At 72.8% G+C, this 22,296-nt stretch carries 22 protein-coding genes; 7 read left to right on the top strand and 15 right to left on the bottom strand.

Features of this window, described 5'->3' with window-relative positions:
- Positions 1–21 precede the first annotated feature (21 nt).
- The 3 genes from QSK21_RS02835 to QSK21_RS02825 are packed head-to-tail and all read left to right on the top strand — an operon-like array spanning position 22 to position 2,204.
- Entirely contained in the window at positions 22–885 is an 864-nt protein-coding gene (locus QSK21_RS02835) for a DODA-type extradiol aromatic ring-opening family dioxygenase (protein ID WP_285693482.1), read from the top strand.
- On the top strand, positions 882–1,244 hold the full coding sequence (locus QSK21_RS02830; RefSeq protein WP_285693480.1) for a hypothetical protein: 363 nt from the start codon (positions 882–884) through the stop codon (positions 1,242–1,244). Before QSK21_RS02835 ends, QSK21_RS02830 begins: the two co-directional genes overlap by 4 nt.
- Before the next feature lie 3 nt (positions 1,245–1,247).
- Positions 1,248–2,204 carry a quinone oxidoreductase family protein gene (locus tag QSK21_RS02825; protein WP_285693478.1) on the top strand — a complete coding sequence of 319 codons (957 nt, stop codon included), beginning with the start codon at positions 1,248–1,250 and terminating at the stop codon, positions 2,202–2,204.
- A gap of 37 nt (positions 2,205–2,241) precedes the next feature.
- Here QSK21_RS02825 and QSK21_RS02820 read toward each other — a convergent pair whose 3' ends face one another.
- Positions 2,242–3,042: an IclR family transcriptional regulator domain-containing protein gene (locus QSK21_RS02820; RefSeq protein WP_285693475.1), complete on the bottom strand. Its 801-nt coding sequence runs from the start codon at positions 3,040–3,042 to the stop codon at positions 2,242–2,244.
- Positions 3,043–3,328: 286 nt separating this feature from the next.
- Positions 3,329–3,928, bottom strand: coding sequence for a hypothetical protein (locus QSK21_RS02815; RefSeq protein ID WP_285693473.1), 600 nt, complete (start codon positions 3,926–3,928; stop codon positions 3,329–3,331).
- 51 nt (positions 3,929–3,979) lie between these two features.
- Between QSK21_RS02815 and QSK21_RS02810 the strand changes: the two genes are divergently transcribed.
- Entirely contained in the window at positions 3,980–4,648 is a 669-nt protein-coding gene (locus QSK21_RS02810; protein WP_285693471.1) for a GntR family transcriptional regulator, read from the top strand.
- Positions 4,649–4,669: 21 nt separating this feature from the next.
- Here QSK21_RS02810 and QSK21_RS02805 read toward each other — a convergent pair whose 3' ends face one another.
- The 9 genes from QSK21_RS02805 to QSK21_RS02765 form a co-directional block, all read right to left on the bottom strand.
- Positions 4,670–5,215: a hypothetical protein gene (locus QSK21_RS02805; protein WP_285693469.1), complete on the bottom strand. Its 546-nt coding sequence runs from the start codon at positions 5,213–5,215 to the stop codon at positions 4,670–4,672.
- Between the two features lie 6 nt (positions 5,216–5,221).
- Positions 5,222–6,760 carry an Nramp family divalent metal transporter gene (locus QSK21_RS02800; protein ID WP_285693467.1) on the bottom strand — a complete coding sequence of 513 codons (1,539 nt, stop codon included), beginning with the start codon at positions 6,758–6,760 and terminating at the stop codon, positions 5,222–5,224.
- Positions 6,761–6,828: 68 nt separating this feature from the next.
- On the bottom strand, positions 6,829–7,119 hold the full coding sequence (locus QSK21_RS02795) for a hypothetical protein (protein WP_285693465.1): 291 nt from the start codon (positions 7,117–7,119) through the stop codon (positions 6,829–6,831).
- Between the two features lie 127 nt (positions 7,120–7,246).
- Positions 7,247–7,537 carry a hypothetical protein gene (locus QSK21_RS02790; protein ID WP_285693464.1) on the bottom strand — a complete coding sequence of 97 codons (291 nt, stop codon included), beginning with the start codon at positions 7,535–7,537 and terminating at the stop codon, positions 7,247–7,249.
- 1 nt (position 7,538) lies between these two features.
- Positions 7,539–7,880, bottom strand: coding sequence for a hypothetical protein (locus QSK21_RS02785; RefSeq protein WP_285693462.1), 342 nt, complete (start codon positions 7,878–7,880; stop codon positions 7,539–7,541).
- Positions 7,881–7,975: 95 nt separating this feature from the next.
- Positions 7,976–9,064: a thiamine pyrophosphate-dependent enzyme gene (locus QSK21_RS02780; RefSeq protein ID WP_285693460.1), complete on the bottom strand. Its 1,089-nt coding sequence runs from the start codon at positions 9,062–9,064 to the stop codon at positions 7,976–7,978.
- A 34-nt stretch (positions 9,065–9,098) separates the two neighbouring features.
- The gene (locus QSK21_RS02775; RefSeq protein ID WP_285693458.1) at positions 9,099–10,424 is read right to left on the bottom strand and encodes an oxalate oxidoreductase subunit alpha; all 1,326 of its coding nucleotides are present in this window, start codon (positions 10,422–10,424) and stop codon (positions 9,099–9,101) included.
- A gap of 4 nt (positions 10,425–10,428) precedes the next feature.
- Entirely contained in the window at positions 10,429–12,282 is a 1,854-nt protein-coding gene (locus QSK21_RS02770) for an NAD(P)-binding protein (RefSeq protein WP_285693456.1), read from the bottom strand.
- A gap of 11 nt (positions 12,283–12,293) precedes the next feature.
- Positions 12,294–12,971 (bottom strand): 2-oxoacid:acceptor oxidoreductase family protein, encoded by a 678-nt coding sequence (locus QSK21_RS02765; protein WP_285693454.1) that lies wholly within the window; start codon positions 12,969–12,971, stop codon positions 12,294–12,296.
- 289 nt (positions 12,972–13,260) lie between these two features.
- Here QSK21_RS02765 and QSK21_RS02760 point away from each other — a divergent pair, with 289 nt between their 5' ends.
- Both QSK21_RS02760 and QSK21_RS02755 read left to right on the top strand, forming a co-directional pair.
- Positions 13,261–14,055 carry a peptidoglycan recognition protein family protein gene (locus QSK21_RS02760; protein WP_285693453.1) on the top strand — a complete coding sequence of 265 codons (795 nt, stop codon included), beginning with the start codon at positions 13,261–13,263 and terminating at the stop codon, positions 14,053–14,055.
- A 108-nt stretch (positions 14,056–14,163) separates the two neighbouring features.
- The gene (locus QSK21_RS02755; protein WP_285693452.1) at positions 14,164–17,361 is read left to right on the top strand and encodes an ATP-binding protein; all 3,198 of its coding nucleotides are present in this window, start codon (positions 14,164–14,166) and stop codon (positions 17,359–17,361) included.
- 20 nt (positions 17,362–17,381) lie between these two features.
- On the opposite strand, the gene QSK21_RS02750 is transcribed toward QSK21_RS02755, so the two are convergent.
- The 4 genes from QSK21_RS02750 to QSK21_RS02735 form a co-directional block, all read right to left on the bottom strand.
- Positions 17,382–18,227, bottom strand: a complete 846-nt coding sequence (locus QSK21_RS02750; protein ID WP_285693450.1) for an ABC transporter permease — start codon at positions 18,225–18,227, stop codon at positions 17,382–17,384.
- Positions 18,224–19,252 carry an ATP-binding cassette domain-containing protein gene (locus QSK21_RS02745; protein ID WP_285693448.1) on the bottom strand — a complete coding sequence of 343 codons (1,029 nt, stop codon included), beginning with the start codon at positions 19,250–19,252 and terminating at the stop codon, positions 18,224–18,226. Before QSK21_RS02745 ends, QSK21_RS02750 begins: the two co-directional genes overlap by 4 nt.
- 316 nt (positions 19,253–19,568) lie before the next feature.
- Positions 19,569–20,513, bottom strand: coding sequence for an NADP-dependent oxidoreductase (locus QSK21_RS02740; RefSeq protein WP_285693446.1), 945 nt, complete (start codon positions 20,511–20,513; stop codon positions 19,569–19,571).
- Between the two features lie 22 nt (positions 20,514–20,535).
- A complete protein-coding gene (locus tag QSK21_RS02735; RefSeq protein ID WP_285693444.1) occupies positions 20,536–21,369 on the bottom strand; it encodes an NAD(P)-dependent oxidoreductase in 834 nt (277 codons plus the stop codon).
- Positions 21,370–21,494: 125 nt separating this feature from the next.
- Between QSK21_RS02735 and QSK21_RS02730 the strand changes: the two genes are divergently transcribed.
- A complete protein-coding gene (locus QSK21_RS02730; protein ID WP_285693442.1) occupies positions 21,495–22,172 on the top strand; it encodes a GntR family transcriptional regulator in 678 nt (225 codons plus the stop codon).
- The last annotated feature ends 124 nt before the right edge of the window (positions 22,173–22,296 follow it).

Here is a 22,296-nt window from a genome sequence, read left to right as displayed (position 1 = left end):
CCCCGAAAGGCAGGGAGCCCGATGGCCCAAGTCGTCGCGGTGATCGCTTCAACGCACCATCCGTTCTACTACCGCGCCAGCACCTCGACCGGGGAGGACCGGCCGCCGTTCGCCGACGAGTGGGTCCGCAAGGTCGAGGCGTTCCGGGAGACTCTGACCAGGGCGAACCCGGACGTGCTGGTGATGGTCGGCTCCGACCACTTCCACCAGCTCTGGCTGGACAACATGCCGCAGTTCCTGATCGGCAAGGCGCCGATGTACGACGCCAACTGGTACAACGAGGAACGCGAGTTCGGGCTGCCGCGCCTGGTCTGCAAGGGCCAGGAGGACCTGTCGGCCTACATCCTGCGCGAGGGCCTGGACGCCGGGTTCGACCTCGCCTTCTCCAACGAGCTGCGGATCGATCACTCGATCACGTGCCCGATCATCACGCTGCGCCCGCAGAACGACCTGCCGATCGTGCCGGTCTACACCAACATCTTCGCCCCGCCGCTGCCGCGGCCCGAGCGGTTCGTGCAGCTCGGCCGGACGATCCGGCGGCTCGTGGAGTCCTGGCCGTCCGACAAGCGGGTCGCGATCATCGGCACCGGGCATCTGTCGCTGGAGCTGGGCGGCCCCCGGCAGTTCGGCCCGCACGGCCCCGACCCCGAGTTCGACCGCCGCGCCGTGGAATGGATCTCCACGGGGGACATCGAGGGCTGCCTGTCGGAGGTGACGCTCGACAGCCTCCACGCGCCGGGCAACGCCACCCACGGCTTCATGGACTTCATGCTGATGATGGGCGTGGCGGGCGACGGCCGGAAGGCGGACTACGTCGACACCTACGACCTGTTCCACACCATGGAGGCATACTTCACCTGGTACCCCAGCGGAGGTGGACGGTGAGCAAGTACCTGCTGAACAAGTTCCTGTACACCGTCGACCGCGACCCCGACCTGGTCGAGCGGTACCGGGAGGACCCGCGCGGCACCGTCGAATGGTGGGAGTCGGAGTACGCCAACCGCATCCTCAACTGCCATGGCGGCGAGTGCAGCACGTGGCTGGCCTTCGAGGAGGAGGAGCGGGCCGCGCTCGCCTCCCACGACTACCCCGCGCTGTTCGACCTGGGCGCGCACCCGTTCCTGACGCTCACGCTGTTCATCGCCATGTTCGAGCGGGACTACGACGAGCCGCTGGGGTTCCAGCTCGAGTACGCCCGGCGGCTGTCCGACCGGAAGCCGCCCTACCCCGACATCGCCACCTGAGCCATGCGGGCCGCCGAGATCCACGCATGCGGGCTGCCGCCACGGGTGGCCGCCGACCGCGAAGCGCCCGTGCCGGGCACGGGCGCGGCGCTGGTCGAGGTGCTCGCCGCGCCCATCACACCGCTCGACCTGCTGTGCGCGACCGGGCAGTCGTACTTCGGCCGTCCGGCGACCCCGTACGTGCCGGGCGTCCAGGGCGTCGGGACGCGCGGCGGGCGGCTCGTCTGGTTCCCGACCAGCGCTGGGATGGCAGCGGGTGACGGCAGCATGGCCGAGGTCGTCGCGGTGCCCGAAGAGGACCTGGTCGAGCTGCCCGAAGGGGCCGACCCCGTCGCCGTCGCCGCGCTCGGGCTGTCGGCGGTCGCCGCGTACATGGCGCTGACCTGGCGCGGCGAGTTCGCCGCCGGGGAACGGGTGGTGGTGCTCGGCGCGGGCGGCGGCGTCGGGCAGGCCGCCGTCCAGCTCGCCCGGACGCTGGGGGCGCGGCGCGTGGTCGCGGCCGCGCGCTCGGCGACGGGGCGGGAACGCGCGGAGCGGGCGGGTGCCGACGCCGTCGTCCCGCTCGACACCGACGACGTCGCCGAGCTGGCGGCCCGGTTCACCGACGCGGCGGACGGCCCGGTCGACCTGGTCCTGGACCCGCTGTTCGGCGTCCCCGCCGCGGCGGCGGCCAGGGCGCTGCGCCCGTACGGGAGGCTGGTGAACCTCGGCGGCTCGGCGGGCGAGACGTCCCCGATCGACTCGGGGACGCTGCGGAGCAAGTCGTTGCGGATCCTCGGCTACACCAACAACGAGCTGTCCCGCGAGCAGCGCGCCATGGCCATAGCCCAGATCGCCGAGCGCGCCGCGGCGGGAACGCTGTCGGTGGCGCACGAGACCGTCCCGCTGGAGGAGGCCGCGGAGGCGTGGGAGCGGCAGCGCAAGGGCGACACCGAGGGCCGGATCGTCCTGCGCCCCTGAGCCGCCCTGAGCCTCCCTGAGCCCCGTGGGGGGCCGGTCAGGACGCCGTGACCTGCGGGACGGTCTCCAGGCGCGCGAAGTCGGCGCTGATCTCGCCGGCGGTGTGCAGCAGCAGCGGCAGGTACTCCTCCACCAGCTTCTCCGTGGGGGTCTCCGCCGCGTGGGTGTTGACGTTGATACCCGCGATGACCTGGCCGGACCCGTCCCGCAGCGGCGCGGCGACCGAGCGGATGCCGCGCGCCAGCTGCTGGTCGGTGAGCGCCCAGCCGCGCGCCCGCACCTCCCGCAGCTCGGCGTCGCGTTCCTCCTTGGTCGGCGTGACGTGCGGCTCCAGGCCGGAACGGCTCGGCTCGGCCAGGATCCGGTCCACCTCGTCCGGCGGCAGCGCGGCGAGCTGCACCTTGCCCAGCGAGGTCTGGAGCGCGGGGAAGCGGGTCCCGATCTGCACCCGCAGCGCCACGATCTTGGGCACGGCGACCCGGGCCACGTACACGATGTCGGACCCGTCGAGCTGGGCGATGGAGCAGGACTCGTTGGTCTTGGCGACCAGCCGTTCCATGTGCGGGCGGGCGACGTCCCACAGGCCCTTCGAGGACACGTAGGCCACGCCGAGCTCCAGCACGCGGGGGGTCAGCTCGAACCCGCCGGAGGAGGAGCGCACGTATCCGAGCTCCTCCAGCGTGAGCAGGATCCGCCGCGCGGTCGGCCTGGCCAGGCCGGTCTCGGTGGCGACCTGGGTCAGCGTCATCGACGGCCGGTGCGGCTGGAAGGCGGTGATGACCTTCAGCCCACGGGCCAGCGCCTCGATGAAGTCGGGTCCGGCGCCTTCCCGCGGCATGGGTTCCACTCCTCACGTGGGGTTCCCCTGCACCTTACCCGTGTTGTCCGCCCAGCGGACAACCGACCGGAGATGCGGGACCGGAGCGGCCGGGCCGGTGCCCGGAACATGACGATCTGATCAAGGTCCTCCCGCGGTCTCGGCGCGCCGGGCGGCGGCTGGTAAAGCGGATACCATGCGGAAGTCAGCGCCGGTTCTCGCCGGCATCGTCGTGACACTGGCCGCCCTGTCCGCCTCCCCCCGCTCACCGGGTGTCGCTGATCCGGGTCACCGGGCCTGATCCGGGTCACCGGGCGGCGGGACGCAGGTCGGCGATGCAGTCCCTCAGCAGGCCGAGCAGCTCCTCGTCGGTGCTGTGCGCCGCCGCGGCCCGTACCGCGAAGGTGACCTGGGCCGCCGCCTGGTCGACGCGCCGCCGCTCCTTGCGCCGCTCCAGCAGGTCCCTCCAGCGGCGGGGGCGCGGCGGCGCCGGGCCGCCGTGGCCGGCGCTCGCATCGCTCTTCCCGCTCTTCGTGTCCCGGTCGCGGGAGGGCCCGAGCCTGCGGCGCGCGTGGCGCAGGTCCCATTCGAGCTCGTACCGCAGGCTCGGGTCGTGCGGGGGGCGCTTGAGCGCCTGCTCGGCGCAGCGGGCGACCAGCCGCGCGGCCGCCGGCCCGCCGGCGCGCGCCGTGCCGATCATGTCGGGGGCCAGGGCGACCAGCCGTTCTCTCGCCGGGGCGGCGACCACGTCGTTGACCGTGCGGGCCACCGCGGCGAGCACGGGATCGACGCAGCGCGGATGGTCGCTCCACGGCTCACCGTTGAGCACGGAGACGAGTTCCATCACGCACGCCTGGTCACCGGGGGTGCGATGGCGGCCACGACCAGGAGCGGGGAGCTGTGACATGACTCTCTCTTCCGCGTTTCGCATACCGTCGCCCGTATACTGAAAACCATCATGACCGAAGTCATCCGTCCGATCGAGAGGCCGGTGCCCCTGCGGCAGACCGTCTACGACGCCCTGGTGGAGCTGATCGTGAACGGCGTGCTGCGGCCCGGCCAGCGCATGGTCGAGGCCGAGCTGGCGCGCAGGCTGGGGGTCAGCCGCCAGCCGATCCGCGAGGCGTTCCACCGGCTGCAGGCGGAGGGCTGGGTCGACCTGCGGCCCGGCCAGGGCGCCTTCGTGCACACCCCGACCGATGCCGAGGTGACCCAGCTCCTCGACGTCCGCGCGCTGCTGGAGAGCGAGGCGGCGCGGCTGGCGGCCACCGCGGCCACCCCCGAGCAGGTCGCCTCCCTGCGCGCCATCTGGCAGGACGGCGTCGATGCGCTCGAGGCCGAGGACCCCGAGCGCATCGTCGCCGCCAACGGGCGGTTCCACGCGCAGGTGCGCGCCATCTCGGGCAACCTGGTGCTCGCCGAGCTGATCGGGCTCGTCGACCGCCGGGTCCGCTGGTACCACCGCCAGGTGGCGCAGGCGCGCGGCCTGGAGTCGTGGAACGAGCACGCCGAGATCATCGACGCGATCGAGGCCGGTGACGCCGACCGCGCCGCCGCGGTGTCCCGGCGGCACACCGAGCACACCAAGCGCGCCTACACGGCCGCCACGGAGTCCGGCGACCCCTGATCCCACGCCACCCCCGTCAGTTCATAGGCGGCTCCTCCCGCGCCGGCGTTCCGACTCGATCTGGAGGGCGGCGTGCCGCTTGTAGCGCTCGATCAGCAGCGCCGCGTCCGGGTTGCGGTCCCGCACGCGCAGCCACCAGCGCGGCGCCACCTGCTCGTGCAGCAGGACGAAGCCGATCGCGTAGCTCACGCTGATGATCGCCTGGAAGAGCAGGAACGGCAGGACGGCATCGGGCAGCGCGACCGGCCGCCCGGCGAGCACGTCCGAGAGCGCCTCGTCCAGCAGCCGCGCCAGCGGGAACAGCGGCAGCCAGAAGGCCACCGCGGGGGCGAAGGTGCCGATGCCCATCCGGCCGCGCAGCAGCAGGAGGTCATAGCAGGCACCGGCCACCGCCAGCGGAAGCCCCAGGACGAGCACCACGACCGCCGCGTGGGCGGCCGGCAGATCGCCCAGCACCGCCAGCAGCCCGATGAGCACCCCGCCCGCCAGGCCGATGAGGAAGCCGGGCAGCGCGATCTCGGCCCCGCGACGCCCGGCGCGTGCCCGCTGGTCACTCGGCGGCGGCATGGCCGCTCACCCGACGACCACGCCGTACTGGACGATGCTGAAGATCAGCATGCCCAGATAGAACACCGCGCCGATCCCGATCGCCACGTTGCTCACGATCCCGGGGCGGATGCCCGCGGGCAGCATCCGGTTGTTCACCAGCAGCAGCACCACGCAGTACGCGCCCATCGCGAACGTCGACAGGAACGCCAGCGTGTCGAGAATGGCGGAGGGACCGTCGGCGGGTCCGAAGTTGAGGATGATGATCCCGAAGACGATCACCGCCCAGAGGAACGCCGCGTAGATGTGCGACATCCGGAATCTGCGCATGCCGGGGATGAAGAAATACGTCATGTCGGCCTGGCCGCGGGAGAAGGCGTCGAAAAGCCCGAAGGTGGCGTTCAGGCCGATCAGGGCGATGAACCCCAGGAACAGCGTTCCGATGACCGGGGCGGCGGAGTTGGCCAGCGTGTCGGAAATGGCCTGCAGCGCGGCGCTCTGGTCGTCGTCCGCCTGTAGCAGTAGCTGGCTGACCTGCCGGTTGTCGCGCGCGGCCGCCGAGGCGATGACGGTGAACGCGATCGTCACCAGCATGGTGACGCCCCAGAAGAGCAGCAGCGCGTCGAAGGTGATCCACCTTCGCCAGCCCTTCCATTTCTGCATTTCCGCCGGGTCGTCGGTGTCGAACATGTACCCTCGTGAGGGCACCGTCTCCTCCTCGGTGGCGTGCGTGAGCCCCCGCACCCGCGGAATGTGCGAGCCCATACCCGCGCCACTGTCGCGCAAATGGAGCGTATACCACATCTGCTGCATTCCAGAAGGGCCGGCGAAAGCGCAGGCGCCGACCACCGTCGGGAACCACGCGGCCGTCATCATCGAGTCCGGGAAATACCCGAAATGGAACATGCCGGTGACCGAGCCCGACAAATCATCCCAGCTTCCGACGATGGCCGCGACCACCGAGGTGCCCAGGACCAGCAGCCCGATGAGGATGCCGAGCACCTTCTCCAGCAGGCTGTAGATGACCTTGGCCATGCTGATGACGACGCCGACCAGCAGCAGGCCGATCGTGGCCGTGACGTTCCACGGCACGCCCGTGATCTCCTCGAACGCGCCCGCGCCCGCCGACACGTGCCCCGGCCAGATGTAGACCAGAAGCGCGGTGACGAAGAACAGCCACATCAACGGCTTGAACACCCGGGCCGCGCCGAAGAAGATGCTCTCGCCGGTCGCCATCGCGTACCTGGCCATCTCCAGCAGGACGAACGCCTGCAGCGTCACCCCTACCAGGAACAGCCAGCGGATCTCAGGGCCGAACACCAGGACGAGGCGCGGCCACTGGTAGGACTCCCCGATGCCCACCCCGAGGGCGAGCAGGAAGACCGTCGGGCCGAGCAGGTGCACCGAGGGCGGCGCCTTGGGCAGCTTCCTGATCGGCATCGGCTCCAGGCCGCCGGCCCGCCACGGCGGCTTCTCCTCCTGGACGGGACCGGCTCCCGTGGCCGGATCGAGCGGCGGGGCCGAGGAAGAGACCTGTGTCTCGGGACTGGATTTCTCAGCGTCCACCTGAACCTCCTTGGTTCTTTCCCCCCGACTGCCCCCGAGTACCGTCGTGCGCGTCCTCCTCTCACGGGTCAGGGGAGCCGGACGATGCTCGTCGGCTCCGGCGCGTACGGGTCCCGGGCGTTGTCGATCAGCTCGATCTCGGCCCGGTCGGACATGATGTGGAAGGAGCCGTCGGCGCCGTACTCGCGGATGATGACGACGGTCCCGTCCCGGTGGGTGTAGCGCTCCTCGGTGTAGAGCGCGGTTAGGTTCTTCTCGGCGGCGACCGCCGCCTCGCCGCGCCACTCGAAGCGGTACGGGGCGAGCGGCAGCCGCAGCTCGTAGGGGAAGGCGCGGTCGCTCTTCCTGTCGCGGCTCATGGGAGACCTCCGGCGTGCGCCGCGTGCGCGCGTCCCATGGGGACGGACGCGCGGGCGGCGGCTCCGCGGGCCGGGCGGACGGGGTGGATGAGGGGGAGACGGCGGGCCGGTCAGGTGGGCGCGGCCTTCAGACCAGCCCCAGCGTCTCGAACAGCGCGCGCCGTGCCGGGCCGTCCTCGGTGACGGCGGGGACCAGCTCGTCCAGTCCCCAGCCCGCCTCCTCGAGCAGGCCGCGGGCCTGGTCGAACAGCGGGTGGCGGCGCTCGGCCGGCACCGCCTCCACCACCAGGTGCCCGATGAGCTGCAGGACGGCCGCGCGCAGCGCCTCCTGGTCGCGGGACCTGGACGGCCCGACCGACAGCGGCAGCAGCCGCAGCGGCGGCCTGCCGGGCGGTTCGTCGTCGCCGTCGCGCGGCATGTCAGCACCTCCCCGCGGTGTCGGTCGCGTCGGGGCCGGTCCCGGCGGGGCCGGACGCGCCGGCGTCGGATGCGTCGGGACCGGTCGTCTCGAGAGCGGTCGACTCGAGAGCGGTACGGAGGCGTTCGTAGGTTCCGGGGACGCCGACGTCGATGACCTCGGCCAGCTCGAACGTGCGCCCGCCCGGCGAGCCGTCGGCCAGCCGGACGGGCGCTCCCTCGGCCCACACCTCGAACCGGGTGTCGGCGGCGCGCGGGCCGATACGCAGCACGTACCGCAGCACCGACCCGCGGTCGGGCAGGTAGCGCTGCTGGCGCCCGCCGTCGAAGCGCAACTGGAACATCGCCGTTCTCCTCGGCTCGTCCGGCCGTCCCGCGGGTTCCCGGGTCGGCCCCGGCCCGCGTCCGAAGGGGACCGGGGCCGACCCGGGGGCCTGGGTCAGGCGCCGACGCCGCGGTTCAGCGGCATCGCATACTCCTCGTCCTTGAGGCGGGCGTGGCGCTCGGGGTCCTCCAGCTCGATGAGCTCGTCCGGGACGTCCATCCCGATGTCACGCCAGTTCTGGTTGGCGGCGCGCTGCATGGTGGCCACGTGGTCGGGCAGCATGTGCCCGAACCGGCCCTGCATCGCCAGGTAGTCGGTGACGGGACGCTGCACCGGCGGGTGGAAGTAGTGGTACTCCCGGTTCTCCGGGTCGTACTCCCACACCGGGAACAGGCCCGCCTCCACCACACGGCGGCCGATCTCGACGGTCATCGAGGTCTGGTAGACCCAGCCCTTCTGGCACGGCGTGAAGCAGTGCAGGAACGCCGCGCCCTGGTTGTTGAGGCCCTTGCGGGTCTTGTTCATCAGGTCGACCGGGTAACCGACCGTGGTGGTGGCGACATAGCAGTGCGGGTGCCCTTCGGCCATCATCCTGGCCATGTTCTTGGGCGGCAGCTTCTTGCCCTCGGGGATCTTCTTCCCGAACGGGGTGAACGTGGTCATCCCCGCGTACGGGGTGGTCGGCGAGACCTGGATGCCGGTGTTGGCGTAGCACTCGTTGTCGTACATGACGAACAGCGCGTCGTGGTTGCGGTACAGCGCGCCGGAGATCGAGCCGAGCCCGATGTCGGAGGCCGACCCGTCCCCGGCCATCACGATGATGTTCGGATAGGGGCCGTCGTAGCGTCCCTTGCGGATCAGCGCCTCGTAGGCCGCCGCCATGCCGGAGGTGAACGAGCCGCCGCTGGCGATCGGGGTGTGCGCCCACGGCACGGTGTAGGGCGTGCAGAGATAGGTGGAGTTGGCGACGTACATGCATCCGGTGGGCCCGGCCAGGACGGTGTCCTCACCGGCGGCCTTCAGCGTCCAGCGGTACTCGATCGCGGGGCCGCAGCCGGCGCAGGTGCGGTGCCCGGCCTGGTACGGGTCCTCTCCGGGCATGTCGGGCAGGTAGTGCAGGTCCCGCCCTTCCTCGTCGGGGACCGCCGCGGCTCGTCCCTGCTCCTCGAACAGCGGCAGGTGCTGCCTGATGACCTCGTGCATATGGCTCAGTCCTCTGAGGGTCTTGGCGGGAGGGTCAGTCTTCGAAGCCGACCCAGTGGGTGGCCTTCTCCACGGCGCCGCGTCCGACGGCCTCGGCGAGCTTGTCCGCCATCCAGTCGAACTCGGCGATGGGCACGGTCTCGCCGCCCAGCCCGGCCATGAAGGAGGTGACGAGCGGCCGGCCGTGGGGCGTGTGGTACATCGCGGTGGTCACGTCCAGCGAGAGGATGCCGCCGTAGCTGGCGCCGCCGAGCCCCAGGTTGGTCTCCACGACGCCGACGGCCTTGACGCCGCGCAGCGCCTTCTGCAGGTCCTCGGTGGGGAACGGGCGCACCCACATCAGCCGGGCCATGCCCGCCTTGACGCCGCGGGCGCGCATGCGCTGGATCGCCGCGCGCAGCGTCACCGAGTGCCCGCCGGAGATGACGAACGCGATCTCGGCGTCCTCCAGCATGTACTCCTCGACGAAGTGCGCGTAGCGGCGGCCGAACACCTCGGCGAACTCGTCGGTGCGCTGCCGGATGATGGGGATGGCCTGCTCCATCGCGCGGGCCCGTTCCAGTTGCAGCGGCGGGCCCTGGGCGGGGTGGATCTGGGCGCCGTGCGAGACGGGGTGGCGGGGGTTGAGGGGGAACGGCAGGTTGTAGGGCGGCAGGTAGCGGTCGACCTGCTCGGGGGAGGGCATCTCCACCTCGCCGGCGATGTGCGAGACGAAGTAGCCGTCCTGGGCGATCATCTGGGGCAGCAGCACCCGCGGGTCCTCGCCGATCGCGTAGCCGATGAGCGTCTTGTCGAAGACCTCCTGCGGGGTCGCGGCCCAGCCCAGCAGCCAGCCCATGTCGCGGGTGCACAGGGCGTCGGTGTGCTCGGAGCCGAAGTCGCCGGGCGGGTCGAGGGTGCGGTCGGCGATCGCCATCTGGATCGGGATCCGCGCCCCCGAGGTGATCGAGTACATCTCGTACCCGTAGGTCACGCCGACGCCGGACGAGCCGGTGTAGGCGCGGGCGCCGCACGAGCCGGCGCCGAACGCGGCCGAGAGCTGGGCGTGCTCGCCGTCGGCGTGCAGGTACTCGGCGTCCAGCACGCCGTCGGCGATGAACTGCGCCAGGTTCATCATGATCGCGGTGTACGGACGGATCGGGTACGCGGTGATGACGTCGACGTTGGCGTACAGGGCGCCGTAGGCCGCGGCGGCGCAGCCGTTCAGCCGCACCTTGGTGCCGGTGACCTCGCGCAGGAACGCCTCACCTTCGGGGGTGCGCTCGGCGCGGCCCAGCCAGGGCGCGCCCGTTCCCCGCGTGTGGACGGTCGGCGGCGCGCTTTCGGCGGGGGCGCCGGGTCCCGCGTCAACCGTGGTCATCGCTTCACACCTTCCGGGCGGCGTCGTAGGCGGCGGTCTGCTCCTCGATGAGGGCGGCGATCGGCGGGGACTGCTCGGCGTGCGCCCCGTCGTGGGTGGCGAACGCGGTGTCCATGCGGATCACCGCGTCCGGTTCGTCGAAGTCGAGTTCGGCCGCCTTCTCCAGGCAGCCGGTGGGGCATTCCTGGACGCAGACCAGGCAGCCTTTGCAGTACGGCAGCCGGATCGCGTACCGGCCGTTCTCGCGGGCGTCGCGCATCACGCTGACGTCCGGGCAGACCAGGTAGCAGTTGTCGCAGCCGTTGCACACGCCGCAGCTCATGCACCGGTCGGACTCGGCCACCGCCTGCTCGCGGCTGTAGGCCAGGGTGACCTCGACCTTCTGTCCCCTGCGGCGCTCTTCGGGAGGCGTGACCGGCGCCTGCACGCGGGGCGCCTTGGGGAAGTACGCCGTGTTGAGCCTCTCGTACGGCATGACCTCGACCGGCTCGGGCTCCTCGCGTTCGGCCTCGCGCAGCAGGACGTCGATGTTGCGGGCTGCCCGCTTCCCGTCGCCGAGCGCGTCCACGACCATGGACGGGCCGCGCGCCACGTCGCCGCCGACGAAGACGGTGCCGGCGCCGCCGACCCGGCCGTACTCGTCGCACTTGACCAGGCCGTTCTCGACCATCTCGGGGGCCAGCCAGTCGAGCCGCTGCACCTGCCCGATCGCGACCAGGATGGTGTCGCAGGCGACCTCGCGCTCGGTGCCGGGGATCAGCTCGGGCACGACCCGCCCGGATTCGTCCTTGGTGAGCCGCGCGTCGCACAGCACCGCGCCGGTGACGGCGCCGTCCTCGTCGCCGAGGACACGGGCGACGGCGGTGTTGGTGGCGAACCGCACCCGCTCCTCGCGGGCGTGTTCCAGGTCCTCGTCGACGATGAGCAGTTCGTCCTCGGACTCCAGGGAGACGATGGTGGCGTTGCCGCCGCCGAGGCGGACGGCGGAGCGCGCCGCGTCGGAGGCGGTGTTGCCGCCGCCGACCACCAGCACCTCGCGGCCGACCTTGACGGGACGGTTCAGCCCGGCCTCGCGCAGGAACTCCATCGCGCCGATGACGCCGCGCAGGTCGGCGCCCTCGACGCCGGTGAGCCTGCGCCCGACGTCCTGGCCGAGGCCGAGGAACACCGCGTCGTACTCGTCCACCAGGTCGTCGACACAGACCTCGTCGCCGACCCGGACGCCGCAGCGGATCTCGACGCCGCCCAGCCCCTCGATCTTGGCGATCTCCGCGTCCAGGACGTCCTCGGGCAGGTGCCAGTGCGGGATGCCGGCCCGCAGCATGCCGCCGGGCCTGGGCAGCGCCTCGTAGACCACGCTGGCGTGGCCGAGCCGCCGCAGGTGGTAGGCGCAGGCCAGGCCGGCGGGGCCGGATCCGACGATGGCGACCTTCTTGCCCGACAGCGGCGGCAGCGTGGACGCGATCGGGTTCTCGGGAAGCCGCAGGCCGAAGTCGCCCAGGAACCGCTCCACGCCGCGGATCCCGATGGGCTCGTCGTGGAAGCCGCGGTTGCAGGCGGTCTCGCAGGGGTGGTAGCAGACCCGGCCGGTCACCGACGGCATCGGGTTGTCCTCCAGGATCGTCACGTACCCGTCGAGGAACCGGTCGTGCTTGACGTAGTCGAGGTACTTCTGGATCTGCTCGCCGGTCGGGCACGCGTTGTTGCACGGCGGCAGCTTGTCCTTGTAGACCGGCCGGTAGAACCGGAAGTTGCCGGTCGGGAAGAGCGTCTGCCCCTCCTTCTCGGTGGGCGGCGGGGTCACGCCGGCGATGGGCAGTTGCAGGTGCGGCGGGACGCGGGTGCCTCGCACGGACATGGGAGCCCTCCTCAGACGGCGGCGGATCGTGGGGCGGTGCCGGGCACGAGCACGCGGTGGTCCTCGGCGCCGCGCAGCATGGCGTCGCGGTCGGCGACGTGGCCGGCCACCGCGTCGACGGGGAGCACGCCGGTCTCGGACACCAGCGCGCCGATCAGCGGGGCGGCGATGCCCATGCCGATCGCCAGCCGTTCCACCGCCCCCTCGGTGGACATCCGGTCGAAGGCCAGCTCCGACAGGTCGCGCACGAACATCCACGGGCTTCTGGCGCGCTGTTCGGCGAGGCGGACGGCGTCCACGACCACGAGCTTGGCGAGCTTGCCCACCATGTGGTCCGGCAGGAACCTCATCAGGTACTCGGGGTCGCGCGCGGAGTTGACCACGAGCACGCCCGTGCCGGGGCGGGTGCCGCGGAGGAAGTCGACCGCCTTGATGATGGTCTCCTCGACGAGCACCACCCAGTCGGGGTGCGGGTTCTCGTAGACGAAGCGGTCCTGGATCGGCTCGTCCCCCAGGCGCGCGTAGCGGCGGACGAGGCAGTTGGTCCTGTCGGGGTCGTCGACGTAGTCGCTGACGTTCTCCGCGTGATAGCCCAGGGACCGCGCCGTCGCCGCGACGCACGAGGAGACGTCGCGCGCCTCCTTGTCCATGATGATCCCCCGCGACCAGACGGTGAGCTCGTGATACAACGAGACCTCCTGCGATCGGTATACCGTCGTCGGGATACGGGACATCGTATACCGTCATATCGGTATGACAAGGCCCATATCCGTTGCGTGACCGGGGTGCGTGCCGGGCGCATGCGCCCTCACCTGGGCCGCTTGGCGATCGGGCGCCCCGTCTTCTACCGTCCTGATAGCCGGCCGCCTCCTGATGGCCGGCGACGAGGAGACGCATGCACGCTCACGACCTGGCCCATCCCGCCTCCGGGTGGGCACTTGGCTGAGTCGTCCGGGGCGCGGACCCCGGCGCTACACGATGACGACGACTTTCCCCAGCGACCTGGAGGGGCGGGATCGCGACGGGAACGGGCGGGGGCGCGGCGGCAGGCACCGCGGTTCCGGTCCGGGCGATGTCGAGCTGTCGCGGCGCTCGGTCCTGACGGGCGGGGCCGTCCTGGTTGCGGGCACGGGGTTCGTCGTGGCCGGCGCACTGGACCTCCTGCCGGCCGGCGGGCCGGAGAAGACCGCCGGCGAGGCCACCAGGACCGCGAACTCATGGATCCTGGGGACCGCGGAATGGGGCGCGCGGGCGCCGCAGCGCAAGATGAAGGTGCGGTCCGGCCCTCCCCGGTACATCGTCGTCCACCACACCTCCACCAGGAACGTGGAGGACTACTCGCTCGCCCGTGCGCAACGGCTCGCGCAGGGGATCCAGAAGTTCCACATGGACCGGCGGGGCTGGGGCGACACCGGCCAGCACTTCACCATCAGCCGTGGCGGCCACATCCTCGAAGGGCGGCACGGCAGCTACGCGGCCGCCCGCGCCGGGGACATGGTCGTGGGCACGCACGTCCGGGGCGCCAACGACTACACGGTCGGCATCGAATGCGAGGGCACCTACAACGCGCTCCTGCCGCCCCGCCCGCTGGTGCAGTCCCTGGTGCGGATGTGCGCGTGGCTGTGCGTCCAGTACGACCTCAACCCGCGCAAGGCGATCGTCCCGCACCGGAAGTTCAACGACACCGACTGCTGCGGGGACAGGTTCGCCCCGACGCTTCCGCGGCTGCGCGAGGAGGTCGCCAAGGTCGTCCCCGAGAAGCTGCTCGGCTGAGCGAACCGGCGGGGTACGGCATGTCGGTGGCACGCGCTAGCGTCGTACCCGTCGGCGTACGCCCTGGGGGCTTGGGGCGGGCCGCGGATTCGGAGGGGACGGCAGCCGATGTCAGCAGCGCTGATCGGGCGGGACCATCCCGCCGCGGTGCTGGACGCCGAGATCGACCGGACGGCCACCAGCCACGGCGGTCTCGTGCTGGTCGCCGGCGAGGCCGGGATCGGCAAGACGGCCCTGGTGACCAGTGCCGCGCGGCGCGCGCGTGAGCACGGCGTCATGGTGCTGGGCGGCTCCTGCTGGGACTCGGCCGCCGCCCCGGGCCTGTGGCCGTGGACGCAGGTGATGCGGGCGCTGCGCCGTTCGGCGGGCCCGGCGGAATGGGCGGAGCTGCTGGAGGTGGCGGGCTCGGAGGTCGCGGCGCTGCTGGGCGAGGAGCGCGGAGAGGGCGCCGACGGCTTCCGGCTGTACGACGCGGTGACCACGGCGCTGGTGGCCGCGTCCCAGCGGCGCCCGGTGGTCGTGGTGCTCGACGACCTGCACTGGGCGGACGCGGCCTCGGTGCGGCTGCTGGAGTTCGCCGCCCGGCACACCTGGTTCGAGCGGCTGCTGCTGGTCGGGACGTACCGCGACGTCGAGGTCGAGGGCGGCCGGCCGGAGGGCGACGGGGTGGGAGGCGGCCACCCGCTGCGGCCGGCGCTGACGGCGCTGGCCGCCAAGGCGACGACGGTGACGCTGACCGGCCTGGAGCGCGACGAGGTCGGCCGGCTGATCCACCGCACCGTGGGGCGCGAGCCCGATCCCGATCTGGTCGCGGAGGTGCACCGGCGCACCGGCGGCAACCCGTTCTTCGTGGAGCAGACGGCCCGGCTCTGGCACGGCGGCGGCAGCGTCACCGCGATCGCGCCGGGCGTGCGCGACGCGGTCCGGCACCGACTCTCCCTGCTGGCTCCCCCCGTGGTGCGGCTGCTGACCGCCGCGGCCGTGCTGGGACGCGAGTTCCACCGCGGGGTGCTGGCGGCGACCGCGGACATGCCCGTTCCGCATGTCGACCGGCTGCTCGACCAGGCGGTGGCCGCCCGGCTGGTCATCTCGCTGGGCGAGGAACGGTTCGCCTTCGCCCACGACCTGGTCAGGGAGACGCTGTACGGCTCGCTCGGCGAGAAGGAGGCGCGCGAGGCGCACGCCGAGGTGGTCCGGGCGCTCGACCGCTCCCCCTCCCTGGCCGACCACGTCCTGCCCGCCGAGGCGGCCCGGCACGCCCGCCTCGCCGGCGACGGCATCGACCCGCTGCACGCGGTGCGGCTGCTGCGGGCCGCCGCCGCGCACGCCTCGTCCCGGCTGTCACTGGACGAGGCGGCCTCCCATCTCCGCCACGCCCTGGAGCTGGTCCCGCCCGACCGGCCGCGCGAGCGCGCCCTGCTGGCCGTCGCGCTCGGCCAGGCGCTGCACCACGACCCCGACCCGCAGCCCGCCTGGGACGCCTTCGACCTCGCCGCCGATCTGGCGCTCTCCCTGGACGACGACGAGCTGCTGGCCCGGGTGGCGCTGTCCCTCCACCGCCACGACCACGCGAAGGCGCGCGCCGGGCGGCGGGCCCGGCTGCTGGAGGAGGCGCACCGCCGCCTGATCGGCGACCGCGCGGCCGTGGCCGGGCCGTCCACGCTCCTGACGATGGCGCAGGAGCTGGCCGCCGCGCTGGCCGGGCTGGCGCGCGAGGGCGGCGACGAGGACGCGCTGGCCTTCGGGCTGTGGGCGCGGCACGACACCCTGCTCGGCCTGGGCACCGCGCCCGAACGCGAGGAGCTGACCAGGGAGCTGGCCGATCTCGCGCTGCGCACGGGCGACCGCGGGTCCGCCGCGTACGCGACCTCGTTCGGCTGGGTCGCGCTGCTGGAGCAGGGCGACCCGCGCTATCTCGACCGCTACCGCGAGTTCATGGACCTGACCCGCGACGACGACACGACGGTGTGGGGCGTGGCCTCCCAGGTCGACACGGCCATCATCTGCACGATGCAGGGGCGCTTCGCGGAGGCCGAGTCCCTCATCGCGACCGTGACGCGGGACGGGGAGTGCGTGCCCGGCCAGGGATTCGGCTTCATGGCCCTGCACCTGAGCTGGGCGCTGGCCCTGCTGCGCGGCCGGTTCGAGGAGGTCGACGCGCTGCGGTCACCGCTGCGCGAGACCGGGCACCCGTACGCCGACCTGCTGGAGGGCGTCGCCGCCGTGCAGCGCGGCGACATCGCGGCGGCCCGGCGGTACCTGGCCGAGGTCGACGACGCGGGCATCTCGTTCCCGCGCGAGGTCGAGGCGCTGTGGCTGCGCTTCCTGGCCCAGACCGCCGCCGCGTCCGGCGACCCGGAGCTGTGCGAACGCGCCCGCGCCGCCCTCCTCCCCCACCGCGACCTGTGGGGGGTGTGCCTGTGGGGCTGCGAGGTCAGCGGGCCCATGAGCCTCTGGCTCGGCCTGCTCGACGCCGCCGAGGGACGCTGGGACGACGCGGAGGCCAGGCTGACCGAGGCGTACCGGTCGGCCGACCGGCTGCTGGCGCGCCCCTGGTCGGCCGAGGCGCGCCTGCGCCTCGCCGGGACGCTGGCGGCCCGTGGCGGCGCCGGTGACGCCGACGCCGCCACGGCACTGCTGGCCGAGGTCGCCGACGAGGCGTCCCGCCTGGGGATGCGCCATCTGCTCGACCGCGCCCGCCGGGAGCCGGCCGCGCCGGACGGCCCGGCGCCGGCGGCCGCGTCCGTGGACGCCCGGCACGGCGGCGTCTTCCGCCGTGCCGGCACGGTGTGGACGCTGACGTTCGGCGGGCGCACCGTCCACATGCCCGACACCAAGGGGCTGCGCGACCTGCACCGGCTGCTGGGCAGTCCCGGGACGCCGATCCCCGCCGTGGCGCTGCTGTCCCCCGAGGGCGGCGGGGCGGTGACGGCGGCGAGGCGGATGGGCGGCGACGCCGTGCTCGACGACGAGGCCAAGGCCCGCTACGAGCGGCGGCTCCGCGTGCTCGACGAGGAGATCGCCGGTGCGGTCGCGCTGGGCGACGACGACCGCGCCGCCGCGTACGACCGCGAACGCGCCGCCCTGCTGGAAGGGCTGCGCGCCGCGGCCGGGCTGGCCGGGCGCACCCGCCGCCTGGGCGACGAGGCCGAACGCGCCCGCAAGACCGTCACCGCCCGGATCCGCGACACCCTCCGCAAGCTCGACCGGGCCCACCCCGCCCTGGCCGGGCACCTGCGGTCCGCCGTCTCCACGGGCACGACCTGCGTCTACTCGCCCGGGACCCCCACGTCCTGGACCCTGTGAACCCGGCCTTGGGCGCGGGGTCACCTGCGGTTGTAGAGCCACATCGTGAGGGAGCCGAACACCGCGATGAGGGCGGCGGCCCACAGGGTCACCCAGACCAGCTCGTCGCCCACGTCCCCCTGCATCAGGCCGCGGACGACGGCGACCAGGTGGGTGATCGGGTTGACGTCCACGAACGCCTGGAGCCAGCCGGGCATGGTCTCGGGGCGGACCAGGATGTTGCTGAGGAAGGTCAGCGGGAACAGCACCATCATGCTGGCGCCCATGACCGCCTTCTCCGTGCGCATCAGCAGGCCGAACATCGTCCAGACCCAGGAGAAGGCGAACGAGAAGGCCACCAGCACCGCGATCCCCGCGATCACCCCGGCCGGGCCGCCGTCGGGACGGAAGCCCAGGATCAGGCCGAGCGTGAGGATCACCAGCGACGCGGCGGTGTAGCGGAACATGTCGCCCAGCAGGTAGCCGATCATCGGCGCGGGGCGCCACATCGGGATGCTGCGGAACCGGTCGAACACGCCCTTCTCGATGTCGACGTTGACCGACACCCCGGTGTACATCGTGGTCATGACCACGCTCATCACCATGATGCCCGGCAGCAGGAACTGCAGGTACTCGGTGACCGAGCCGGCCAGCGCCCCGCCGAACAGATAGGTGAACATCAGCGTCATGATGATCGGGAAGGCGGTGACGTCGAAGAGCTGCTCGGGCACGTGCTTGATCTTCAGCATGGCCCGCCAGCCGAACGTCATCGACGCCGACCACGCGCTCGGCCGCCGCGGCCGCGCCCCCCGGGCCAGCACCGCGCCGATGACCTCCGGGGACGGGACGTAGACGCCGGGCGCCTCCTGAGTCGTCGCGGTGCTCACGCCGCAACCTCCTTCGTCTGCTTCCGCTGTCCGCCGTTCGCGGAACCGTTCTCGGCCGGGTGGCCGGTGAGGGTGAGGAACACCTCGTCCAGGCTGGGCTGGCCGAGGGAGAAGTCGTCCACGGTGATGCCCGCCGCGGCGAGCTCGGCCAGCGCACGCGAAGCCTGCTCGGCGGCGCCGCGCTCGGTGCTCTCGCGTTCGAGGCGCGCGGTCAGCGCGACCGGGTCGGCCTCCACCTCGACCGGGGTGTCGAGCGTGCGGGCCAGCAGCAGCCGCGCCTCCTCGCGCTGCCGGGCGTCGCGCAGCCGCAGATGCACCGAGCCCGCGCCCACCGACGACTTCAGCTCTCCGGGGGTGCCCTCCGCGATGACCTTGCCGTGGTCGATGACCGCGATCCGCCCGGCGAGCCGGTCGGCCTCCTCCAGGTACTGGGTGGTCAGCAGCACCGTGGTGCCCTGAGCGACCACCACCCGGACGATGTCCCAGACCTGGTTGCGGCTGCGCGGGTCGAGCCCGGTGGTGGGCTCGTCCAGGAACAGCAGGTCCGGGGTGTTGAGAATGCTGGCGGCGATGTCGATGCGCCTGCGCATGCCGCCCGAGTAGTTCTTCACCTGCCGTCCGGCGGCGTCGGTCAGCCCGAACGCCTCCAGCAGCAGGGCCGAGCGCTCGCGCGCCTCCTTCTTCCGGTAGCCGGCCAGCCGGCCCAGCAGCACCAGGTTCTCGGTGCCGGTCAGGTCCTCGTCCACCGAGGCGTACTGGCCGGTCAGGCTGACCCGGGAACGCACGGCGTCGGCCTCGCGCCGCACGTCGTGCCCGAACACCCGGGCCTCTCCCCCGTCGGGGCGCAGCAGGGTCGACAGCACCCGGACGGCCGTGGTCTTGCCCGCCCCGTTCGGCCCCAGCAACCCGTACACCGAGCCCCGGGGAACGGCGAGGTCGATGCCGTCCAGCGCCCGCGTCTCGCCGAACGTCTTGACCAGGCCCGAGGTCTCGATCGCCAGTTCGCTTTCCTGCGTATCGCTCATCTCGTCCTTCCTTCTCCCTTGCGTCAACAGACTCGCGGCGGCCCGCGGACTCATCGGTCCAGGGCGAGAAAAGCCGCCCGGCACGCAGCCCCGGACCCACCGGCCGAGCCACGCAGCCGATCGCCTGCTCCAACGACGCCGAGGAACGGCGGTCGCGCACCGGGGCGACGACGACCGCCGTCCCCGGACGACCCCACGACGGCATCCCCCTCCGTCGTCTCCGCCCCTCACCCGGAAGGCGCGAGATCACACGACGCCCCCGCTAGATCAGATCTAGCGGGGGCGCTCGGGCTCGGGAGGAAGAAGGACGGCGGGGCTAGAACTCGATGACCAGGCGGCCTCGGACGCCGCCTTCCTCGAAGCGGCGGTGGGCTTCGGGAGCCTGCTCGGGTTTGTAGGTGGCGGCCACGCGGAGGGTGAGGACGCCGGATTCGGCCTGGTTGCGGAGCCGGTCGAGCTTGGCGTGGTCGCGGAGGTAGTCGGTCACCATGACGGGGTGGTAGGTGATGCCGCGTTCGGCGTCGGCCTGGAAACCGCGGACCGTGGACACCCGGCCGCCGTCGCGGACGGCCGGGACGACCAGGTCGTTCTGGACGGCGCAGTCCGCCACCGCGTCCACGCCGTCCGGCACGGCCTCGCGGATGCGGGCGGCGACGTCGTCGCCGCGGTCGACCACCTCGTCGGCGCCGAGGTCGCGGACGAGGTCGCGGTCCTTGGGGGCGGCGTCGCCGATCACCCGCAGGCCGTCGGCCTTCGCGAGCTGCGTCACGAAGCCGCCGAGCTGGCCGGCGGCGCCGGTGACGGCGAGGGTGGCGCCGGGTTCGAGGTCGAGCAGGTCCAGCATCCGGCGGGCGGTCAGCCCGTTCATCGGCAGGGTGCAGGCCGCGGCGTGGTCGGCGCCGGCGGGCGCGCGGACGACCTGCTCGGCGGGCACGACCACGCTCTCGGCGTACCCGCCGGGGTCCGGGCCGTAGGGGAACACGATCGCCACGACGCGGTCGCCCAGGCTCAGGTCGGTCTCGACGCCCTCGCCGATCTCGTCGAGCGTGCCGGCCGCGTCCCAGCCGAGGACGTAGGGAGGCTCGCCGCCCAGCGCCCTGGGGACCGCCCCCTGCCGCGTCGCCACGTCGGAGGGGTTGATGTCGGCCGCGTGGACCCGGATCCGCATCTGGCCGGGGCCGGCGTGCCTTTCGGGGAGATCGACGACCCGCAGCACCTCCGGGCCGCCCGCCTGGTGGAATCCGACCGCACGTACCGCCATGACGTCTCCTCGCTTCGCGGTTTCAGTGCTCGACCCTAGAAGGACCCGTCGTCCCGGAGCCAGACGGATTCCGGCCCGCGGCAAGGCGGCGGAGGAGATCGCGGGACGCGGCGGCGATCAGGGGCGGGACGTCCAGTTCGGCGAGCATGTCGGTGGCGGCGGCCATCTCGTCGGCGCGGCGGACGGCGTGCCGGTGCGTGCCGGACACCAGCCGGTCGACGGTGGGCTCCCCCGCCGCGGTGAGCTCGGCGACGATGTTCTCGCGCAGCCACGGCTCGCAGCCCGCCGCCTTCGCGGCCTCCAGCGCCTCCACCACGGCGGCGGCCAGGCCCTTGAAGAACACGCTGCGCAGCAGCTTGCGGGCCGCGGCGGCGCCGGGCTCGCCGGGCAGCACCTCGACGGAGGCGCCGAGGGGGTTGAGCAGCCGCGCCACATCGTCCGCGGCCTCGCCGCAGGCCAGCATCGGAGTGCGCAGGCCCCGGCCGGGGACCGGCGCCATGATGGCGACGTCGGCGAAGCGGATCCCGCGTTCGCGGGCGGCGGCGTGCAGCCTCTGTTTCAGGCCGGGCGAGCCGGTGTTCAGGTCGGCCCAGACGGCGCCGTCGCCGACGCCCGCGGCGCCCGCGTCCAGGGCGGCGGCCGCGTCGTGCGCACTGTTGACGCTCAGCACGAGCGCGGCGCCGTCGGCCGCCTCGGCCTCGCCGCCCGTGCCGGTGATACCGTCCGGGGCGGGCACCACGGGGTCGTAGCCGCGGACCACGGCCCCGGCCGCGGCCAGATCCCGGGCGATCGCGCCGCCCGCCTCGCCCAGGCCCAGCACGGCGATCGTGAGCCTTCGCCCGTCCGCTGCCGGCATCCGGTCCCTCCTGTCCCCTCACGGGCCGATGACACGCCATGATGGACGGGAACGGGTCCCGCCGGACGATACACTATGACAGCTACAAAATTGGCGACAATATCGATGCCGATCAGGGAGAGGCTGTGGCGGCAGGCGTGCGTGACGGCCGCGAGCGGGGCGGCTCGGTGGTGGCCGGGATCCGGGAGGCCATTCTCAGCGGCGAGTTCGTGCCGAACCAGCGCCTGGTCGAGGCCGACCTGTCGGAGCAGTTCGCCGCCAGCAGGGCCAGCGTCCGGGCGGCGCTGCTGGAGCTGGCCAACGAGGGCCTGATCGAGCGGGTGCAGAACCGCGGCGCCCGCGTCCGCGCGGTCTCGCTGGAGGAGGCCATCGAGATCTCCGAGGTCCGGATGGTGATCGAGGGCCTGTGCGCCGCCAAGGCCGCCGAGCGGGTCACCGCGGAGGAGGAGGCCGAGCTGCGCGAGATCGGGGAGAGCATGCGCACGGCCGTGCGGTCCGGCGACGTGCTGGGCTACTCGCGGCTGAACGAGCGGCTGCACGCGAGGATCCGCGCGCTCAGCGGGCAGCGGACCGCGGCCGACTTCCTGGAGCGGCTGCGCGCGCAGAACGTCCGGCACCAGTTCAAGCTGGCGATGCACCCGGGCAGGCCGCAGGTGTCGCTCCCGCAGCACCTGGCGATCATCGACGCGATCTGCGCGCACGACCCCAAGGCCGCCGAGCAGGCGGCGCGCGACCACCTGCGCAGCGTGATCGATGCGCTGCCCGAGGTGAATAGGACGAGGCCGCACGGCCGGGTCCACTGACCGGGCCGGCGGCCGTTGGAGGCCGGTTGTGGACGCCGGTCGGACGGGCCGGAAGTGGCCGCCCGTCCGGCGGGGTGCGCGGCCGTGCCGTCGACGTGCGATTCCTCGGCGAACGGCCCCCGCC

It is taken from the genome of Actinomadura sp. NBRC 104412, assembly GCF_030269515.1.
In the GTDB taxonomy this organism is placed as follows: domain Bacteria; phylum Actinomycetota; class Actinomycetes; order Streptosporangiales; family Streptosporangiaceae; genus Spirillospora.
The sequence above is the reverse complement of the archived record's forward strand: the minus strand, read 5'-3'. Positions and strand labels throughout refer to the sequence as shown.

What these genes read in the sequence shown, in the direction of transcription:
- QSK21_RS02735 (WP_285693444.1), bottom strand. Translation starts at nt 21,369, where the DNA reads ATGCCGGCAGCGGACGGGCGAAGGCTCACGATCGCCGTGCTGGGCCTG.
- QSK21_RS02835 (WP_285693482.1), top strand. Translation starts at nt 22, where the DNA reads ATGGCCCAAGTCGTCGCGGTGATCGCTTCAACGCACCATCCGTTCTAC.
- QSK21_RS02820 (WP_285693475.1), bottom strand. Translation starts at nt 3,042, where the DNA reads ATGCCGCGGGAAGGCGCCGGACCCGACTTCATCGAGGCGCTGGCCCGT.
- QSK21_RS02825 (WP_285693478.1), top strand. Translation starts at nt 1,248, where the DNA reads ATGCGGGCCGCCGAGATCCACGCATGCGGGCTGCCGCCACGGGTGGCC.
- QSK21_RS02780 (WP_285693460.1), bottom strand. Translation starts at nt 9,064, where the DNA reads ATGCACGAGGTCATCAGGCAGCACCTGCCGCTGTTCGAGGAGCAGGGA.
- QSK21_RS02815 (WP_285693473.1), bottom strand. Translation starts at nt 3,928, where the DNA reads ATGTCACAGCTCCCCGCTCCTGGTCGTGGCCGCCATCGCACCCCCGGT.
- QSK21_RS02775 (WP_285693458.1), bottom strand. Translation starts at nt 10,424, where the DNA reads ATGACCACGGTTGACGCGGGACCCGGCGCCCCCGCCGAAAGCGCGCCG.
- QSK21_RS02745 (WP_285693448.1), bottom strand. Translation starts at nt 19,252, where the DNA reads ATGAGCGATACGCAGGAAAGCGAACTGGCGATCGAGACCTCGGGCCTG.
- QSK21_RS02795 (WP_285693465.1), bottom strand. Translation starts at nt 7,119, where the DNA reads ATGAGCCGCGACAGGAAGAGCGACCGCGCCTTCCCCTACGAGCTGCGG.
- QSK21_RS02785 (WP_285693462.1), bottom strand. Translation starts at nt 7,880, where the DNA reads ATGTTCCAGTTGCGCTTCGACGGCGGGCGCCAGCAGCGCTACCTGCCC.
- QSK21_RS02755 (WP_285693452.1), top strand. Translation starts at nt 14,164, where the DNA reads ATGTCAGCAGCGCTGATCGGGCGGGACCATCCCGCCGCGGTGCTGGAC.
- QSK21_RS02805 (WP_285693469.1), bottom strand. Translation starts at nt 5,215, where the DNA reads ATGCCGCCGCCGAGTGACCAGCGGGCACGCGCCGGGCGTCGCGGGGCC.
- QSK21_RS02760 (WP_285693453.1), top strand. Translation starts at nt 13,261, where the DNA reads ATGACGACGACTTTCCCCAGCGACCTGGAGGGGCGGGATCGCGACGGG.
- QSK21_RS02770 (WP_285693456.1), bottom strand. Translation starts at nt 12,282, where the DNA reads ATGTCCGTGCGAGGCACCCGCGTCCCGCCGCACCTGCAACTGCCCATC.
- QSK21_RS02790 (WP_285693464.1), bottom strand. Translation starts at nt 7,537, where the DNA reads ATGCCGCGCGACGGCGACGACGAACCGCCCGGCAGGCCGCCGCTGCGG.
- QSK21_RS02810 (WP_285693471.1), top strand. Translation starts at nt 3,980, where the DNA reads ATGACCGAAGTCATCCGTCCGATCGAGAGGCCGGTGCCCCTGCGGCAG.
- QSK21_RS02740 (WP_285693446.1), bottom strand. Translation starts at nt 20,513, where the DNA reads ATGGCGGTACGTGCGGTCGGATTCCACCAGGCGGGCGGCCCGGAGGTG.